Below are 18,187 nucleotides of genomic sequence, written 5' to 3'. Positions count from 1 at the left end.
GAATCGAGAATGGCTGGGGCGGCAGGATTCGAACCTGCGCATGGCGGTACCAAAAACCGCTGCCTTACCGCTTGGCTACGCCCCAGCAGGATCGCGTGGCACGCTGCGTGCACCGCGATGGGACTGCGCGCTTAGCGGCTTATCCCGGCGCTGAAAAGGCCCTTTTCGCATCGGACCTTCCCCGCGCCGGGGAAAACCGGTCAGGCGCCGAGGACCGCGTCGATATCGGCCGCGCTGTGGCGCTCCTTGATCTTGCCTGGCGCATCGCGGTTGACGACGAGGCCACGCTTCACGCCGGTGCGCTCGCCCAGTTCCTCGCCCCAGCGCATGAGGTTGGTGTATTCGTGAACGCTGAGGAAGGTCGCGGCGTCGGTGTAGGATTCGCCGCGCACGAAGCCGCCAAGCCAACCGTAAGTCGCGATGTCGGCGATGGTGTAGTCATCGCCCGCCAGGTAGCGCGTCTCGGCGAGGCGCTTGTCGGCGACGTCCATGATGCGCTTGGTTTCCATCGCGAAGCGGTTGATCGCGTACTCGAACTTTTCAGGCGCGTAGGCGTAGAAGTGGCCAAAGCCGCCACCAATGATGGGGGCCGTCGACATCTGCCACATCAGCCAGGACATGCACTCAGTCCTGGCCGCGCCGTCCTTGGGCAGGAACATGCCGAACTTCTCGGCGAGGTGGAACAGGATCGCACCCGATTCGAAGACGCGGACCGGCGTCTCGCCCGAGCAATCGAGGAGGGCGGGAATCTTGGAATTGGGGTTGATCTCGACAAAGCCAGAGGTGAACTGCGTGCCTTCGCCGATATTGACGAGCCAGGCGTCGTACTCGGCCTCGCTGACGCCGGCTGCCAGCAGTTCCTCGAATAGGATGGTGACCTTCTGGCCGTTGGGCGTGCCCAGCGAATAGAGCTGGAAGGGATGCTCGCCGCGGGGCAGGTCCTTCTGTTCGCGCGCACCGGCGGTGGGGCGGTTGATGCTGGCCCAGGTGCCCCCGTTCTCGGCGTCGTGGGTCCAGACCTTGGGGGGCGTGTAGGTGGTGTCGGCCATGTGCGCTGAGCTCCTTGTTGCAGGCGCCGGGAGAAGAAGAACGCGCTAGGTAGGTGCCGACGAGGGGCGCAACAAGAGGCGCGGCCGCCAATGTTCGGGGAGCGACTTGTGTCCGAGCGCGTTGTCTTCGTGCTTTAACGTCCGAGGGTTAACCCCGATGCCCACGCAACCTGGCCAAGGCTAGTTTACGTCTTCAACACCATGCTGCGAAGGGACAGGACACATGCAGAGCACGCGCACTCTAGGAATTGTCGCAGGTGGATGCCTGCTTGTGCTGGCGGGATGCACGACCACGGCGACAGGCGACACGCGTTCCGCCGCGCTGCCCCCGGTTACGGTGGCGGAGGTCGGTGTGATCTCGCCCGAGATCCCGCTCCCCAAGGGCTATCTGGAGATGTCACAGCTGCCCGACAGCCTGGCTCTCCTGCCTCCGCCGCCCGCGGAGGGGAGCGCCGCCAAGGCCGCCGACGAAGCCGCCTGGGAAGCGGCCAAAGGGGCATCTTCCGAACGCTTTGCGCTCGCGACCTCCGATGCCGACCTCAACTGGCCGGCCATCGTCAGTTCCTTCGAGCCGCTTGTCGGCACCTCGCTGTCGGACGGGAGCAAGCCCCATACCGAGATGCTTCTGCGCCGGGCGATGGCCGACGCGGGGCTCGCCAGTTACAAGGCGAAGAACCACTACCAGCGCGTGCGCCCCTTTGCCGAGAATGGTGGCGGATCGTGTACGCCCGAGGAGGAGGAGGCCCTGCGCCACGACGGGTCCTATCCGTCCGGCCACACCACGGCGGGCTGGATGATGGCGCTGGTGCTGGCCGAACTGGTGCCGAGCCGTGCCGACGCGGTGCTCCAGCGCGGGTACGACTTCGGCTTCAGCCGCGTGATCTGCCGCGTCCACTGGATGAGCGACACGGTAGGTGGGCGCGTGGTGGCAGCCGCGACATTCGCCCGCGTCCAGTCCGATCCTGTCTTTCAGGCGCAACTCGCCGCCGCGCGCCGGGAAATGGCGGCGGCGGGCCTGTGAGCACGCCCTGTCAGGCGCCGAGCCCGTAGTCGAGCGCGGCGCACACGGCAGCGACTTGTGCGGCGTTGCATTCTTCGGGTGTTGCACTCGGGCTGTCGGGATAGACCTCGGTGGTGGTCGTGAAGCGTGCGCCCGTGATGGCCGCGCACATGCCGTACTTGCCTTGCGGGTACTCGATCACGCCCTTTTGCACGACGGGTGAGCCGATGATGTTGCCCTGCGGGTCGGCGGGCGCGATGTGGGTCACCTTTTCAACGGCCTCGATAATGGCTTCGCAGAAAGCGGGCTGGCGGTTGTCGGCATCGTCGACCAGGTAGAAGCCATCGGGGATGGTGTCGGGATCGTAGTCCTTGCCATCACGCGCGGCGAGCGCGGGGCGGAACTCCTCCTCGTCGCTGTCGGTGGTCTCGTGGAGGTCGATGTGGAGCAGGAAGGGAACCTCCTGCGCGGCGACGAGGGCGACAAGCGCACGGCATTCGCCCGCCGGGCTGTCGGCAGTGAAATTGCGGTTGGGGTCGATGGCGTCGTAATTCCAGCGGTTGATTCGCTCATAGGCCCAGGGGCTGACGCAAGGCGCGACGAGCAGGTTGACCCGGCCCGCATAGTCCGCTGCGCGTGTTTCGAGGAACTCGAGCGCGCCCATGACGCCGCTGGTCTCGTAGCCATGGACGCCGCCGGTCACGAGCGCGGTGGGCAAGCTCGCGTCGATCGGGCCATTCGAGAGCGCGTAGAGCGTGAAGCGCTCTCCCGCGTAGTCGAGCGTGCCGTACTCCTGAAGCGTGAAGCGGTCGGCCAGCGCGAGGATGCGCGGCTCGACGTCTTGTCCGTAGCGGCGCTGGGCGGCCTGCGTGGCCCGCCAGGCATCGACCTCACGCGCGCCCCAGGGCGTGCCGGGGGTGCCGATGGGGTAGGGGGCGGTGTCGGTCATGGCGCTCTCGTCTTCAGGAGGAATTTTCGTTCCCGAGATGGCATGTGCGTGCGGCGGGGCAAGAGGGCCTGGCACGCTATGCACGAAAAAACCCGGCGGGCGCAGGGCTGGCCGGGTTCTTCGTTTGGGTCAGGAGCTGGCGCGATCAGGCGATCTTGCGGACCCAGCCGTGGGTGTCCTCGGCCTGGCCGCGCTGGATTGCGACGAGGCGGGCCTTGACCTTCTCGGTCAGCTGGCCGGGGCCGCCCGAACCGATGGTGAATTCGCCGTCATTGCCCGCTACCTTGCCGACCGCAGTAACGACAGCCGCCGTGCCGCAGGCAAAGGTTTCGACGAGCTTGCCGCTGGTCGCGTCCGCGCGCCACTGGTCGAGGCTGTAGCGGCCCTCGTTCACGGTCAGGCCCTCTTCGCGCAGCAGCGCGATGAGGCTGCGTCGGGTGATGCCGGGCAGGATCGTACCGGTCAGCGCGGGGGTGAGGATCGTGCCGTCATCGAAGACGTAGAACAGGTTCATGCCGCCCAGTTCCTCGATCCACTTGTGCTCGGCAGCGTCGAGGAAGACGACCTGGTCGTGGCCGCGTGCAAGGGCTTCGCCCTGGGGGACAAGGCTGGCCGCGTAGTTGCCGCCGCACTTGGCCGCACCCGTGCCGCCGGGCGCTGCGCGGGTGTAGTCCGAGACCCAGATCGAGACCGCAGGGGCGCCCGATTTGAAGTAGTTGCCCGCCGGGCTGGCGATCAGGATGAACTTGTAGGTCTTGGCCGGGCGCACGCCCAGGAAGGCCTCGGTCGCGATCATGAAGGGGCGCAGGTAGAGCGAGGCGCCCTCGGCGTCCGGGATCCAGGCCTTGTCGAGTTCGACGAGCTTCTCGATCGCCTCGATGAAGAGGTTCTCAGGCAGCGTCGGCATGGCAAGGCGCGTGGCGGACTGGTTGAAGCGCTCTGCGTTGGCGTCGGGACGGAACAGCGAAATCGCACCGTCGGCCTGCTTGTAGGCCTTCAGCCCCTCGAAGATTTCCTGAGCGTAGTGCAGCACCGCGGCGGCCGGATCGAGCGGGATCGGCGCGTAGGCGGAAACCTTGGCGTCGTGCCAGCCAGTGCCTTCGGTCCAGTCGATCGTGACCATGTGGTCGGTGAAGTGCGTGCCGAAGCCCGGATTGGCCAATACCGCCGCGCGCGTCGCGTCGCTGGCAGGGGCGGGGTTGGGCTCAAGGGAAAACGTCAGCGCGGCTTCGGCGGGACTCGCCATGAAAACTCAGTCCTCTGTCTTGGGGTTGCGAGGGCGCAGGTGTATGAAAATTACGCTGCGCGCAACTGTAAAGTAATATTGATACGTATGGTTTCAGGTGTAGCACGCGGTGCGATGGAGGCAAGTGCCCTGCTGAAAGCGCGCAAATTCGGGAGGTTGCGCCGATAGGCGCTGAGATGCTCTTGCGCGGCGTGCATGCGGCTTTGCGCGATTGTGTAGAGTGCGGGCTTGTCGCTTTCGCGCCCCTGACGGCCAGAAAATGAGAAAGGCCGCACCGGGAGCGCCGGTACGGCCTTTCACATGGTCAGCGGCCGGAAGTGCCGCCAGCGAGTACCTTTATCGCGTATCTGAAATCAGCGATAATGCCTCGCGACGGAAATTGCCGACCTCCATGCTGAACCATGAGACATCGGATCACCTCCTTTCGCGCTGTTGAGCCATAGGGTTCGCCGCCCGAGAGCGACTGGACTTCGGTAGCTCCGAGGAGGGCTTCCTCGGGTTCCGTCGTCCTGCGAGAAAATGTGTCTTATTCCGCAGCGCACCACAAGACTTGAATTCAAGTTTTTTCGCGGCATTATCATGCCTTCGCTGAAGTTTTCCCCAGCTGAAAGGCCCGCGTTTCCGCCGGTTTTTCGCAGTGGTCCGGTCTGTGTCCGGCTTCGCGAATCCTTCCTGCAAGGTGCTCTTGTTGCCCATATCGCACAGGCGTTTCGGCGAGGCGTGCCACGCGTGCGGCCAGCCTCGCCAGGCAGGTGCTGTCAGCGGCAATCCTCGATCACGCGCGAGACCTCGGTCCAGCTCGGAATGTAGAGCGTGGGCTGGCCCTGCGTGGAAAGCGCAAAGCGGCCGCGGGTGAAGGCCATGTCGTCGAGGATCGGGCTGCGCGCGGGCAGGGTCGCGACGTAATAGCCCTGGCGGGCCTCGGTTGTGACGGTGTGCGTCTCCTGCATCGTGGTGATGCCCATGGTAACACGGCCCGCCGCACCCTGGGCGCGGCGTTCAAGGGTCACCGTGGCATTGCGCGTGTCACAGCGCATGGTGAACAGACTGCCTCCGAAATCGGCGACCGAGCGCGGGCCGCTCTGCGCCCAGCTCCAGGTGCCCGGCGTCACGGGCGCGTCGCGCCAGTTTGCAGGCTCGGGCAGCGAACGGGGCGAGGGTGGCGGAGCGGGTGTCGCCAGCTGTTGAACCTGCGGCTGCGCGGGGCGCTGTGCCGGACGCGTGGCGCTGGGCGTGGGTGTCGAGGCTGGCGGTGCGGGGATGCAGCCAGCCGCAAACAGGGTCAGGGCGAGAGCCGGTGCCGAAACGAGACGGACGGGGAGAGCGCGACCGCGCGGATTTGCCTTCATGCGTCCGGTATGGAATGACGAGCGCCTCTTCTCAAGTGTGCAGTGCCCCATGTCCGACGCGTCCCAGTCTCCATCCACCGAAAAGTCCAGCGCCCCTGAAAACCGTGGCAAAGGGGCGAAACCGCATGGCAAATCCGCAGGGAAGGCGCGCGTCGACCAGATGCTCGTCGACCGTGGACTAGCCGAGAGCCGCACGCGCGCGCAGGCGCTGATCATGGCGGGGCACGTTTTTTCCGGGGAAACCAAGATCGCCAAGGCCGGGCAGACGCTCAAGGCCGACGCGCCGCTGGAAGTGCGCGGACGCGACCACCCCTGGGTTTCGCGCGGGGGGATCAAGCTTGCCCATGCGATCGAGCACTTCGGGCTCGATCCCGCAGGCGCGGTGGCGATCGATGTCGGCTCCTCGACCGGGGGCTTTACAGACGTGCTCCTCACCAAGGGGGCGAGTCACGTCTTCGCGGTCGACTCGGGCACCAACCAGCTCGCCTGGAAGCTGCGCCAGGATCCGCGCGTCACGGTGCTGGAGCAGACCAGTGCCCGCATCCTGACGGGCGAGCACATCACGCAGGACTGCAACTGGGTGGTCTGCGATGCGAGCTTCATCGGCCTTGCCAAGGTGCTGGAAGTGCCCCTGAACCTGGCCGGACCGGACTGCCGCCTCGTCGCGCTCATCAAGCCGCAGTTCGAGGTTGGGCGCGGCGAGGTGGGCAAGGGCGGCGTCGTGCGCGATCCCGCGCTCCACGCGCGTGTCTGCGAGGAAGTGCGTGTCTGGCTGGAAGAGGGCGGCTGGACTATCCAGGGGATCGTGGAAAGCCCGATCACGGGGCCGGAAGGCAATGTCGAATTCCTCGTGTCGGCAGCGCGCGGCCGCGAGGTCGCAGGCGAGATCGCGAGCGGGGCCTGAACGGCACGGGGCTTTCCTTACACGCCAGATTCCCGCAAGTAACGTAATACGAACCATCGGTTAGGGTTGGGCGGCTGTGATGGTCCCCCGTTTTGAGAGATGATCCGGGTATGAATCTGCTTGCCTCTTCCGGTCAGTTGCGCGCCAGTTTCCTGCGCTGGTCGCTGGTCTGTGTCCCTGCGCTCGTGCTCTGCGGGTTTCTATCAGGAGCGCTCGCGCAGAGCGGGCCGCAGAACGTCTGGTTCGCTGCGCTGGCCAAGCCCGCCGTCTATCCGCCGCCCGCCGCCTTCGGGATCGTCTGGACTATCCTTTATGCCATGATGGGCTTTTCCCTGGCGCTGATCCTGGCCGCGCGTGGAGCGTCAGGGCGTGGCTTGGCTTGCGGCGTCTTCGCGCTGCAGTTTCTGGTAAATCTTGCCTGGTCGCCGGTCTTCTTCGGGATGCACCGTATCACCGGCGCGCTTGTGGTCATCGCCGTGCTCGATGTCCTCGTGCTCGCCACGATCGTGCTGTTCTGGCGCATCCGCGTGAAGGCGGCGCTGCTGCTCCTGCCCTATCTCGCTTGGATCCTCTTCGCGACGTATCTCAACTACGCCTTCCTCCAGATCAATCGCGACCTTGACGGCAAGGCGCCCTCGGGAGCGGAGATCCGCTACGAGATTTGAGCCGGGCGGGCCTTTGCCGTGATCTTCTCGGCGAGCGCGCGATTCTCCTCCACCAACGCCATCGAACCCTCTTGCGCAGGGGGGCGGGCTGTACCATTTAGGCTTCCATGCAAAGCGAAAACCCTTTCGTCGCCGATTTCGTCAAGATGATGAACAGCGCTGCCGGCACGTTTGCCGGCATGACCCGCGAAGCGCGTGACAACATGCGCGAGCGCGCCAAGGAGTTCATGGGCGACATGGACTTTGTGAGCCGCGAGGAATTCGAGGCGGTCAAGGAAATGGCCGCGACCGCCCGCGCGGAAGCCGAAGCCCTCAAGGCCCGTCTTGACGAGATCGAAGCCAAGCAGCTGCGCAACGGCTGATCCCTCGCGGGGTGACACCCGAAGGAATCGAGATGGTGCTGGCTCCAGGATGCGTGAAGCCTCTCGCATGATGTGCGAGTGTGCGTCATGATGGAGCTGCGTACCGAAGCCATCGTCTGCGCCGTGCGGTCGCACGGCGAGGCTGCGGCTATCGTGCGGTTCCTGACCCACGAGGAAGGCGTTGTTGCGGCCTACGTTGCTGGCGCGCGGGGCCGTACCTTGCGGCCCGTCCTCATTCCCGGGAACATCGTAGCCGTCGATATTCGTGCGCGTTCGGAAGGTCAGCTTCCCTTCGCGCGCGTCGAGCTCGTGCGCTCGCGCGGCCCTTGGTTGTCCGAGCCCCTTCCGTCCGCGGCCTTTTCCTGGTTGACCTCGCTCACCGCCGCGAGCCTGCCCGAGCGGCAGGCTTATCCTGCGCTCCACCAGGCGCTTGGCGGGCTGCTCGAGGCGATTTGTGTGGCACCTTCCGCACGCGGATGGGCGCTGCCTCTTCTCTCCTACGAGGTCCTGCTGCTGCGCGAACTGGGCTATGGCGTGCCCGTGCCGCGTCCAGATGACGCGGACTGGGACGCGATTCTGCGGACTTTCGACAGGATCGGGCGCGAACTGGACCGCTATCCGCTTGCCGAACGGCGCAAAGACGTTATGGCGGCCCGCACCCAGCTGCGCGAGCGGCTGGGGCGAATTTCTGACTAAGACAGCAGCTAGGGAAACAGGCATGCGCATCGCGGTTTTTGCAGGCGACGGGATCGGTCCGGAAGTCACGGGTGAGGCCGTGCGCGTTCTGGAGAAGCTGGGCCTGCCGGACCTCGAACTGGTCGAGGGTGACGTTGGCGGCGCGGCCTACCGCAAGCATGGCCACCCGCTTCCCGAAGCCACGCTCGACATCGCCCGTTCGGCCGATGCCATCCTGTTCGGCGCGGTTGGCGACTTCGATCTTGACCATCTTGAACGCCACCTGCGTCCCGAGCAGGCCGTCCTTGGCCTGCGCAAGGAATTGGGCCTGTTCGCCAACCTGCGCCCTGCGCGCGTGTACAAGGGGCTCGAGGGTCTGACTTCGCTGCGCGCGGAAGTCGCGCAGGAGATCGACCTCCTGATCGTGCGTGAGCTCAACGGCGACGTCTACTTCGGCGACAAGGGCATGCGCACGCTTGAGGACGGCCGCCGTCAGGGCTGGGACATGATGTCCTACGCCGAGGACGAGGTGCGCCGCATCGCGCACGCCGGTTTCAAGGCGGCGATGACCCGCGCGAAGAAGCTGTGCTCGGTCGACAAGGCCAACGTCCTAGAAACTTCGCAGCTGTGGCGCGACGTCGTGATCGAGGTCTCCAAGGACTACCCCGAAGTCGAACTCACCCACATGTACGTCGACAACGCGGCGATGCAGCTTGTGAAGAACCCCGGCCAGTTCGACGTGGTCGTGACCGGCAACCTGTTCGGCGACATCCTCTCCGACCAGGCCAGCATGTGCGTGGGGTCGATCGGTCTGCTGGCTTCGGCGAGCCTCGCGGAGGGCAGCTTCGGCCTTTACGAGCCGATCCACGGTTCTGCGCCTGACATCGCGGGCAAGGGCCTGGCCAATCCGATGGCAACGATCCTTTCCGCCGCGATGATGCTGCGCCACTCTTTCGGCCTCGAGGCCGAGGCCGTGCGCATCGAGGATGCGGTCGCCGCTGCGCTTGCCGAGGGCATCAAGGGTGGGGACCTGGGCGGCACCGCCGGCACCGTGGAAATCGGTGACGCGGTCCTCGCGCACCTGTAAGGCTGCGGGTTTCCCTTGTCTTCCTCCGACTTCAGTCCCGTTTCCATGAACGATACCGTCTCGCACACATCCCTCCCATCCGATGCGCCCGTGGCCACGCGGCCGCTCGAACTCGCGATTGTCCTGCCTACCTATAACGAGCGTCGCAACATCGCGACGATGGTGGAGCGGATCGATCGCGAGCTTCAGGGCATCGCCTGGGAAGTCATCTACGTCGATGACAACAGCCCGGACGGCACCTCCGACGAGGTCCGCATGATCGCGCAGGCCGATCCAAGGGTGCGCTGTATCCAGCGCATCGGGCGGCGCGGCCTTGCCAGTGCGGCGATCGAGGGCATGTGCTCCACCTCTGCGCCCTACGTCGCGGTGATGGACGCGGATCACCAGCACGATCCTGCGCTCCTTGTGGGCATGCTCGCCGCGCTCAAGGGCGGCGACTACGACCTGGCCTACGCCTCGCGCTTCGCCGAAGGGGCGAGCACCGAGGCCTGGGGGCGCCCTGACCGCGTGAAGGTCTCCGGGCTTGCCAACCGCATCGCCAACAAGGTCACGGGTGTTGAGCTGAGCGACCCGATGAGCGGCTTCTTCATGCTGCCCGCTGCGTTCCTGCGCGCCGATGCGCACCGCCTCTCGGGCGTGGGCTTCAAGATCCTGCTCGACATTCTGGCGACCTCCGAAACGCCCTTGCGCGTCAAGGAATTTCCGCTCAACTTCGCGGCCCGCGCCGAGGGCGAAAGCAAACTGGACCAGACCGTAGTGTTCGAATTTCTCGTAGGCCTCTACGACAAGTGGCTCGGCCGGATCATCCCGACGCGTTTCGCGCTGTTCGGGACCGTGGGCGCTCTGGGCGTCATCGTCCAGTTCGCGGCGCTCTGGCTGCTCCTTCACGTCGTCTTCGGGGAGCGCTTCGTCTACGGCAACTGGTCGGAGAGCGCGGTCTTCAACACCGCCAACACGCTGGCGGCCGTCGTTGCGATGACGTTCAACTTCGTCCTCAACAACGAGCTGACCTACTCCGACAAGCGCTTGCGCGGCTTCAGCGCACTGCTGCGCGGCTGGGCCCAGTTCGCGCTGACCTGCTCGCTCGGCCTGCTTACCAACGTGGGCTCGGCCGCCGTGCTCAAGTCCATCGGTTTCCACGATTTCGTGGCCGTTCTTGTCGGCATTATCCTGGGCGCTGTGTGGAACTTCGCGCTGTCGTCCAAGTTCGTCTGGGGCAAGTACTGATCCTGGACCGTGGGGGCTCGGCGTGAGCCCCCAGCTGCCTCAGCGCCAGCTCGGCAGCCACATCCAGACATTGTAGAACTGGCGCGTGGGCAGAGGCAGCCCCGAGAGGATCGGGAAGAAGCCCAGAAACAGCAGCACCGAGAGCGCGGGAATGCCTAGCCCCACCCAGCGCCAGCGATCGCGCCGGGCCAGCAGCGGTTCCAGCGCAAAGGCCAGAATGCCCATCAGGAACGCGCCCGGCAGAAGGTAGTGGTAATAGAACTGCACGGGCTTGCCGTTGACCGCCCAGACGCCGAGGCACAGCGTGTAGAGCGCCAGGAGCAGCGCCACGTCCCAGCGGCGCCGGAAGAGGATCGCCCACAGGCCCCAGACCAGCGCTGCAAGACCCGCCAGCATCGAAAGCGGGTTGCCCAGCATCACGATGCCGCGCTGCGAACCGTCGATCACCTTGAAAAGGTACCAGATATCACGCCAGTCGGTGACCCACATGTACCAGTACGAGCGGTAGGGGTGGGGCTTCTTCACGCTGTCCTGCAGGCGGATCATGTACTCGTGCTGTTCGATGAAGCCGGTAAACCAGATGGGCCGGTCGGCGTAGAACATCGCAGGCAGGTAAGTCAGCCAGTAGACGCACAAGGGGAAGAGGCCGAGCCAGAAGGCGGCCTCAAGGAGCGAGATCCCCGGGATCGTCCCCACACCGCCCTTGCGCCCCTTGAAGAAGGGCCCGCCTTCGGAAAGGCGCAGCGCGAGAAAGGCAAGGCCGGGCACCATCAGCGCGGGGGCGCTTGACCATTTCGCGCCGAGCGAGAGCCCCATCGCCAGCCCGGCCGCGAGCAGGTGGCCGCGCGCGCTGCGCGTTGTTGGGGCCCTGAGCGCGGCGGCGAATTGCCATAGGCCCACCATGCACAGCCCCGCCTCGATCATGTCGAGCATGGCGATGCGGCTCTGGACGAACCACATGAAATTGGTCGCGAGCAGGACCATGCCCAGAATCGTGGCGCGGCGCTTGTGCGAGACATGCCACAAGAAGCGGCCGAAACCGAACAGACCCAGCGCGCCAGCCAGCACCGGCCCCAGCCGCCAGGCCAGCGGCGTGTCGCCCAGCAGCCAGATGAAGCCTGCGATCACTTCCTTGCCGAACATGGGGTGTTCGCGGTTTGCGGGCACCAACTCCAGCAGCTTACGGGCGGCGGGCACGTAATGGATCTCGTCGAAGTAGAACTCGACGGGGAAGGTGATGCGCCAGAGCAGCAGCGCCAGGAATGCGAAGGCGATCGCGGTGCACCACAGCAGGGGATCGCGGTCGGGACGGGAGTTGAGCGGCATCGGTTGAGCGGGATAGGCGCTGGCCGGGGCGTGCGCAAGCGCAGGCGTGTTGCATTGCAGTCGCTTGCGCCGACTCGTCGGGCCTCCTAGAGCGTTGCACCATGAAACGCACGACTGGACAGGACCGCAGCAAGACCCGCCTCTGGCGCCCCGCAACCAAGGCCATTCGCGGAGGCACCTGGCGCTCCGAAATGGGCGAGACCAGCGAGGCGATGTTCCTGACCTCGGGGTACAGCTACGATAACGCCGGTACCGCCGCCGCCCGCTTCATGGGCGAGGACGACGGCATGACCTACTCGCGCCTGCAGAACCCGACCGTGCAGATGCTGGAAGAACGCATCGCGCTCATGGAAGGGGCCGAGGCGTGCCGTACTCAGGCCTCGGGCATGTCGGCTATGACTACGGCGCTCCTGTGCCAGCTTTCCGCCGGCGATCACATGGTGTCCGCACGCGCCGCCTTCGGTTCGTGCCGCTGGCTGGGTGACAGCCTGCTGCCGCGCTTCGGCATTGACGTGACCGTCGTCGACGCGCGCGACACCAAGGCCTGGGAAGAGGCCATCCGCCCCAACACCAAGGTCTTCTTCTTCGAGACCCCGGCCAACCCGACGATGGACGTGGCTGACCTCGCCGCCATCGCCGAGATCGCCAAGGCGCATGGTATCACGACCGTCGTCGACAACGCCTTCTGCACACCTGTGCTGCAGCGTCCGCTCGAATACGGTATCGACGTGGTGGCCTATTCGGCAACCAAGATGATGGACGGGCAGGGCCGGGTCCTTGCCGGTGCAGTCTGTGGTACCGAAGAGTTCATCAACGACAAGCTGTTGCCCTTCCAGCGCAACACTGGCCCCAATCTTTCCCCCTTCAACGCCTGGGTGGTGATGCACGGCCTGGAAACCCTGGACCTTCGCGCCAAGCGTCAGAGCGAGAACGCGCTCAAGATGGGCCAGTTCATCGAAGGCCGCGTCAAGCGCGTGCTGCACCCCTGGCTCGACAGCCACCCGCAGAAGGACCTGGCACAAAAGCAGATGGATGCGTGCGGTCCGATCTTCGCTTTCGAGGTCGAAGGTGGGCGCGAGAAGGCGCATGCGCTGCTCGATGCACTCGAACTGGTCGACATCTCGAACAACATCGGTGATGCGCGTTCGCTGATGTGCCACCCGGCCTCGACCACCCACCACAACATGGGGCCTGAGGGCCGTGAGGCGATGGGCATTTCCGAAGGCATGCTGCGCTTCAACGTCGGGCTCGAGGATATCGACGATCTGATCGAGGACATCGACCAGGCGCTGAACCGGGCGGGGCTCTGAGCACTCTCGCCCACGGAACCGACCCGGCGGCGCTTCTTGCCGCCATCGTGGAGTCGAGCGACGACGCCATTGTCGGCAAGACGCTCGACGGCACGATTCTCAGCTGGAACGCGGCCGCCGAGCGGGTGTTCGGCTGGCCGCACGACGAGATCGTCGGGCGCAACATTCGCACGCTGATTCCGGAGGACCGGCAGGACGAAGAGGACGCGATCATCGCGCGGATTCGGCAGGGTTTGCGCATGCCGACCTTCGAGACCGTGCGCCTGCGCAAGGATGGCAGCCTGGTCGACATCGCGGTGACCGTCTCACCGCTGCTCGACCGCGATGGCAAGGTCGTCGCGGCCAGCAAGATCGCGCGCGACATCTCGGGCCAGAAGGCCACTCAGCGTCAGCTTGCCGAGAGCGAACAGCGCTTTCGGCTCCTTGCTGACAACATAAGCCAGTTGGCCTGGATCGCGGACAGCGAGGGCTCGATATTCTGGTACAACAAGCGCTGGTTCGATTACACCGGCACCACGCTGGAAGACATGAAGGGCTGGGGCTGGCAGTCTGTCCATCACCCGGACTACGTCGAGGGCGTGGTCGCGCGGATCAGCGCCTGCTTCCGTTCCGGCGCGGACTGGGAAGACACCTTTCCCTTACGTTCGGCGAAGGGCGAATGGCGCTGGTTCCTTTCCCGCGCCAAGCCGATCCGCGATGCGGATGGGGCGATCATTTTCTGGTTCGGCACCAACACCGATGTGACCGAGATGCGCGATGCCGAGCAGCGCATCGAACTGCTCCTCCAGGAGGTCAACCACCGTTCCAAGAACATGCTGGCGATCATCCAGTCGCTGGCGCGGCGCAGCGATGCCAGCCGGCCCGATTTCATCGAGCGCCTGGAGCAGCGCATCCGGGGGCTTGCCGCCAACCAGGACGTGCTGGTGCGCCGGGCCTGGTCGGACATTCCGGTGATGGAGATGATCGAGGCGCAGCTGCGCTCGCTGGGCGAGCAGCGCGCGCAGGTTTCCTGCGAGGGGCCGGACGTGATGCTCTCGCCGGGCGCGGCCGAGGCGCTCGCCATGGCGCTGCACGAGATGGGCACGAACGCGCTCAAGTATGGCGCGCTCTCCGACCCGGGCGGACGGGTGACCATCTCCTGGGCGCGCGAACCGGCTCCCACGGGCGAAGAGGACGATGCGATCTTCCGCATCCGCTGGTGCGAGCGGGGCGGGCCGGCGGTAGAGGCGCCGCAGCACAAGGGCTTTGGCACGCGCATCATCGTGGACGTACCGCGGGTCAAACTCAGTGCAAACGTTACGACGACCTACGATGTCGCCGGTTTCTGCTGGCAGCTCGAATGCCGGGCGGCCGAACTCGACTAGCGTGCACAAGGTACCGGAACGTGGGCAACGAGGTTGTCCCGGCGGGCTTTTGTCGCTACTCTATACCCATGAAAGAACTGTTTCAGCATGCCGCCATTTCCGAAGGCGTGACGGTTCGCGTCGCGGTGAACTTCCTTCCTGAGCAATCGCGGATCGAAGCGGGCAAATGGTTCTGGGTGTACCACATCCGTATCGAGAACGGGACGGAAGGTACCATTAAGCTGATGAGCCGCCACTGGCGCATCACCGATGGCAACGGCGAAGTCAGTGTGGTCGATGGCGACGGGGTCGTGGGCGAACAGCCGGTCCTCGCGCCCGGTGCCTCGCACGATTACGTGTCCGGGTGCCCTCTGCCGACGCCCCAGGGCAGCATGGAAGGCCATTACATCTTCCGCCGCGACGACGGTTCGGAGCTGCAGACACAGATCCCTTTCTTCCCGCTCGCCGCACCCGCGACGGCGGGCTGATTTTTCCGCACGTTACACGAAGGTCGAAGCGGCGCGGAGCGGCTTGCCCGTAGCCGCTCTCGGGCCTAGAAAAGCGCCATGAAGCGTTCGCATCTGCCCTTGAATGCCCTGCGCGTCTTCGACGCGGCGGCCCGACACCTCTCCTTCACCCGCGCGGCGGACGAACTGGCGGTGACGCCTGCAGCCGTCGGCCAGCAGATCCGCGCGCTCGAGGATGTTCTGGGCGTCGTCCTCTTTCGCCGCACCAGCAAGGGCCTCGAGCTTACCGATGAGGCGGGCGCGGGACTTGCCGCGCTGCGCAGCGGCTTCCTCCAGTTCGAGGACGCGGTGCAGTCGATGCAGGCGGGCCAGTCGAGCCTTGTCTACACCATCGCCGCTCCGCGCGAATTCTTCGCCGCTTGGCTGGCGCCGCGCCTTGCCGCGTTCCGCAAGGCGAACCCGCAGGTGCGCTACGCGCTTGTCGATGGCGAGATGACCGACTTCACCGAGGCCAATCTCGATCTCGCCGTGCGCTGGACCGATGGCCCCGGCGATCTGGAAGGGGTGCAGCTGGGAACAGCGGATTGGGTCGAGATCGGCGAGGGCGATTGGATCGGCTGGCCGGGCGATCCCGACCCGTGCGGTCAGGGCGAGGACAGCGAAGAGAGCAAGCCCCCGATCATCGTCAGCGATGCCGGGCAGGCCGTTGCTGCGGCGAATGCGGGCATGGGCCGCGTGCGCGTACCCGCGCTCCTGGCGCAAGGGCTTGCCAACTGGAGCGCGCAGGAACTGGAAGCCAAGGCCAAGCCCTGCAGGCGGGCCTACTGGCTGCTCGCCCCGCGCCCGCAATGGCGCCAGAAGAAGGTCAAGGACCTGGTGGCGGCGCTGACGGCTGCGGATTGAGCCGCGCGGGCATCTGGCATCGCCCGGCCAGTCTGCTATCCCCCTTGCCATGAAAACACGACATCTGCTGATGGCTGGCCTTGTCGCCGCCCTGCCGGTTGCCCTGCCGACCCTGTCCTTCGCCAAGGCGGATACCGCCGGAAAGACGTCCATGCCCGATCCGACTTCCGCTGCCACGCTCGATTTCACGCGTGTCTTTGCCAGCCCCGCGCTCAATGGTCCGAGCCCGCGCCAGGTGCGCATCTCGCCCGATGGCCGTTACCTGACGCTGCTGCGCAACCGCCCGGACGACCGTGAGCGTTATGACCTGTGGGGCTATGACCGCAAGGGCGGGGAATGGCGCATGCTGGTCGATTCGCTGTCGCTGGGGACGGGCCGCGAACTCAGCGAAGCCGAGAAGATGCAGCGCGAACGCCAGCGCATCGGCGACCTCAAGGGGATTGTCGACTACGCCTGGAACGAGGATTCGGCCTCGCTGCTCGTGCCGCTCGATGGCGATCTCTTTCTCGCCGGGCTCGATGGCAAGGTAACCCGCCTGACCGACGATGAAGGCGATGAACTGAACCCGGCGCTGAGCCCGTCGGGGACCTATGTGTCCTATGTCCGCGACGGCCGCCTCCTGGTGGGCAAGACGGGCCGCGGGCAGAAGCCGGTAACCCCTGAGGAAACGGCCGAGACGGTCCACTGGGGCGAGGCCGAGTTCGTGGCGCAGGAGGAAATGGCGCGCCTTACCGGCTACTGGTGGGCGCCTGACGAGGCGCACATTGCGGTCGAGCGTTACGACGAGGCTCCGGTGGGCGTGGTCCAGCGCGCCGCCATCGGCGCGGAGGGCACCAAGATCTACGCGCAGCGCTATCCCGCGGCGGGTACCCCGAACGTACTCGTCTCGCTTTACGTGATGAAGCCCGATGGTTCGGGCCGCGTCGAGGTGGACTTGGGGGAGGACCCGGATATCTACATCGCGCGCGTCAACTGGTCGCGCGATGGCAAGACGCTCTACGTCCAGCGCCAGAACCGCGCGCAGGACCGGCTCGACATGCTGGCGGTCGATCCCGCGACCGGTACCTCGCAGGTCCTCTTCACCGAGACCGCAGCAGAGGGGGGCTGGACCAACCTGTCCGACAGTTACCGCTTCCTCAAGGACGGCAGCCTGGTGTGGTGGTCCGAGCGCAGTGGCTTTGGCCATCTCTACCGCTTCAAGGACGGGGCCTGGACGGCGCTCACCAGCGGCAACTGGGAAGTCTCCAGCCTTGTCGGCGTGGACGAGGCCAAGGGCCGCGTCATCTTTACCGGCACGCGCGATGATGTGCTGGCGCCCCAAGTCTATGCGATTGACCTTGAAAATCCCGGCACGCCCGAGCGCCTGACCGAGCTGGAATGGGCCAATTCGGCAGGTGCCAGCCAGGACGCCTCGACGCTGGTCATCTCGCGTTCCTCGCCCGATCAGCCGACGCAGAGCTACATTGCGGATGGCACCGGCGCGCGTCTGGCCTGGGTGGAAGAGAACAAGCTCGACGCCGAGCATCCCTACACGCCCTATCTCGCCAGCCACCGCGCGCCCAGCTTCGGTACGGTGCAGGCCGAGGACGGTTCGGACCTGCACTGGATGATGATCACGCCCGAACTGAAGCCGGGCAAGACCTATCCCGTCTTCTTCGAACACTACGGCGGCCCGCACGTCCAGACCGTGTCGAAGGCCTGGCTGGGCGCGCGTCCGCAGGCAATCGTCGACAAGGGCTTCATCTACTTCCGCCTCGACAACCGGGGTAGCGCGCATCGCGGCGTGGACTTCGAAAAGCAGATCCGCGAGGCCATGGGCACCGTCGAGGTGGCCGACCAGAAGGCAGGCGCGCAGTATCTCAAGACGCTCGATTTCGTCGATCCGGACAAGATCGTGACCTACGGCTGGTCCTATGGCGGCTACATGACGCTCAAGATGCTGGAGGCCGATCAGGGGCTCTACGCGGCCGGTATCTCCGGCGCGCCGGTGACCAAGTGGGAGCTTTACGACACCCACTACACCGAGCGCTACATGGGCGATCCGCGCCAGGTGCCCGAGGCCTACGCCGCGTCCGCGGCCATCGAGGATGCGCCCAAGATTGCCGATCCGCTGCTGCTGATCCACGGCATGGCCGATGACAACGTCGTCTTCGAGAACTCGACCGCGCTGGCCGCGAAGCTGCAGAACGAGGCCAAGCCGTTCGAGATGATGTTCTACCCCGGCCACACCCATTCGGTCGGTGGCCCGAAGATCAGCGTCCATGTCTGGGACACGATCTTCGATTTCCTCGAGCGCCACGGCATCACGGGCGAGGACTGAGCCTT

Annotated in this window: 17 protein-coding genes and 1 tRNA gene; 12 read left to right on the top strand and 6 right to left on the bottom strand. The window is 65.7% G+C overall.

Annotation, left to right across the window (positions count from 1 at the left end):
- Positions 1–10: 10 nt before the first annotated feature.
- Positions 11–85, bottom strand: a tRNA-Gln gene (locus LC060_RS13795).
- A gap of 115 nt (positions 86–200) precedes the next feature.
- Positions 201–1,049, bottom strand: a complete 849-nt coding sequence (yghU, locus tag LC060_RS13790) for a glutathione-dependent disulfide-bond oxidoreductase (protein WP_226636449.1) — start codon at positions 1,047–1,049, stop codon at positions 201–203.
- Between the two features lie 223 nt (positions 1,050–1,272).
- Between yghU and LC060_RS13785 the strand changes: the two genes are divergently transcribed.
- Positions 1,273–2,070, top strand: a complete 798-nt coding sequence (locus LC060_RS13785; protein ID WP_226636447.1) for an acid phosphatase — start codon at positions 1,273–1,275, stop codon at positions 2,068–2,070.
- A 10-nt stretch (positions 2,071–2,080) separates the two neighbouring features.
- Here the strand turns inward: LC060_RS13785 and LC060_RS13780 are convergent, their stop codons facing one another.
- From LC060_RS13780 to LC060_RS13770, 3 genes are all read right to left on the bottom strand, one after another.
- Complete coding sequence (locus LC060_RS13780) at positions 2,081–2,998, bottom strand: M14 family metallocarboxypeptidase (RefSeq protein ID WP_226636445.1); 918 nt, start codon at positions 2,996–2,998, stop codon at positions 2,081–2,083.
- Positions 2,999–3,143: 145 nt separating this feature from the next.
- Entirely contained in the window at positions 3,144–4,244 is a 1,101-nt protein-coding gene (locus LC060_RS13775) for a branched-chain amino acid aminotransferase (protein ID WP_226636443.1), read from the bottom strand.
- Positions 4,245–5,002: 758 nt separating this feature from the next.
- Positions 5,003–5,593: a hypothetical protein gene (locus tag LC060_RS13770; protein WP_226636441.1), complete on the bottom strand. Its 591-nt coding sequence runs from the start codon at positions 5,591–5,593 to the stop codon at positions 5,003–5,005.
- Positions 5,594–5,753: 160 nt separating this feature from the next.
- Here LC060_RS13770 and LC060_RS13765 point away from each other — a divergent pair, with 160 nt between their 5' ends.
- From LC060_RS13765 to LC060_RS13740, 6 genes are all read left to right on the top strand, one after another.
- Positions 5,754–6,497: a TlyA family RNA methyltransferase gene (locus LC060_RS13765; protein ID WP_226636439.1), complete on the top strand. Its 744-nt coding sequence runs from the start codon at positions 5,754–5,756 to the stop codon at positions 6,495–6,497.
- 110 nt (positions 6,498–6,607) lie between these two features.
- Positions 6,608–7,162 carry a TspO/MBR family protein gene (locus LC060_RS13760; RefSeq protein ID WP_226636437.1) on the top strand — a complete coding sequence of 185 codons (555 nt, stop codon included), beginning with the start codon at positions 6,608–6,610 and terminating at the stop codon, positions 7,160–7,162.
- Between the two features lie 107 nt (positions 7,163–7,269).
- A complete protein-coding gene (locus LC060_RS13755) occupies positions 7,270–7,524 on the top strand; it encodes an accessory factor UbiK family protein (protein ID WP_226636435.1) in 255 nt (84 codons plus the stop codon).
- A 90-nt stretch (positions 7,525–7,614) separates the two neighbouring features.
- On the top strand, positions 7,615–8,220 hold the full coding sequence (gene recO / locus LC060_RS13750; RefSeq protein ID WP_226636568.1) for a DNA repair protein RecO: 606 nt from the start codon (positions 7,615–7,617) through the stop codon (positions 8,218–8,220).
- Between the two features lie 22 nt (positions 8,221–8,242).
- Positions 8,243–9,286, top strand: coding sequence for a 3-isopropylmalate dehydrogenase (leuB, locus tag LC060_RS13745; RefSeq protein ID WP_226636433.1), 1,044 nt, complete (start codon positions 8,243–8,245; stop codon positions 9,284–9,286).
- 45 nt (positions 9,287–9,331) lie between these two features.
- Positions 9,332–10,513 (top strand): glycosyltransferase, encoded by a 1,182-nt coding sequence (locus LC060_RS13740; protein ID WP_226636431.1) that lies wholly within the window; start codon positions 9,332–9,334, stop codon positions 10,511–10,513.
- Positions 10,514–10,552: 39 nt separating this feature from the next.
- Here LC060_RS13740 and LC060_RS13735 read toward each other — a convergent pair whose 3' ends face one another.
- Positions 10,553–11,839 carry a phospholipid carrier-dependent glycosyltransferase gene (locus tag LC060_RS13735; RefSeq protein ID WP_226636430.1) on the bottom strand — a complete coding sequence of 429 codons (1,287 nt, stop codon included), beginning with the start codon at positions 11,837–11,839 and terminating at the stop codon, positions 10,553–10,555.
- A gap of 101 nt (positions 11,840–11,940) precedes the next feature.
- Here LC060_RS13735 and metZ point away from each other — a divergent pair, with 101 nt between their 5' ends.
- From metZ to LC060_RS13710, 5 genes are all read left to right on the top strand, one after another.
- Positions 11,941–13,149: an O-succinylhomoserine sulfhydrylase gene (gene metZ / locus LC060_RS13730; protein ID WP_226636423.1), complete on the top strand. Its 1,209-nt coding sequence runs from the start codon at positions 11,941–11,943 to the stop codon at positions 13,147–13,149.
- Entirely contained in the window at positions 13,146–14,513 is a 1,368-nt protein-coding gene (locus LC060_RS13725) for a PAS domain S-box protein (RefSeq protein WP_226636566.1), read from the top strand. The genes metZ and LC060_RS13725 overlap by 4 nt, the downstream gene beginning before the upstream one ends.
- A 68-nt stretch (positions 14,514–14,581) precedes the next feature.
- Positions 14,582–14,980: a Co2+/Mg2+ efflux protein ApaG gene (gene apaG / locus LC060_RS13720; protein WP_213504511.1), complete on the top strand. Its 399-nt coding sequence runs from the start codon at positions 14,582–14,584 to the stop codon at positions 14,978–14,980.
- A 78-nt stretch (positions 14,981–15,058) separates the two neighbouring features.
- Complete coding sequence (locus LC060_RS13715) at positions 15,059–15,862, top strand: LysR family transcriptional regulator (RefSeq protein WP_226636421.1); 804 nt, start codon at positions 15,059–15,061, stop codon at positions 15,860–15,862.
- Positions 15,863–15,932: 70 nt separating this feature from the next.
- On the top strand, positions 15,933–18,182 hold the full coding sequence (locus LC060_RS13710; RefSeq protein WP_226636420.1) for a S9 family peptidase: 2,250 nt from the start codon (positions 15,933–15,935) through the stop codon (positions 18,180–18,182).
- Positions 18,183–18,187 lie beyond the last annotated feature (5 nt).

Source organism: Novosphingobium profundi, assembly GCF_020524485.1.
Taxonomy (GTDB): domain Bacteria; phylum Pseudomonadota; class Alphaproteobacteria; order Sphingomonadales; family Sphingomonadaceae; genus Novosphingobium; species Novosphingobium profundi_A.
Note: the sequence above shows the minus strand (reverse complement) of the source record. Positions and strands in the feature narration are given on the sequence as shown.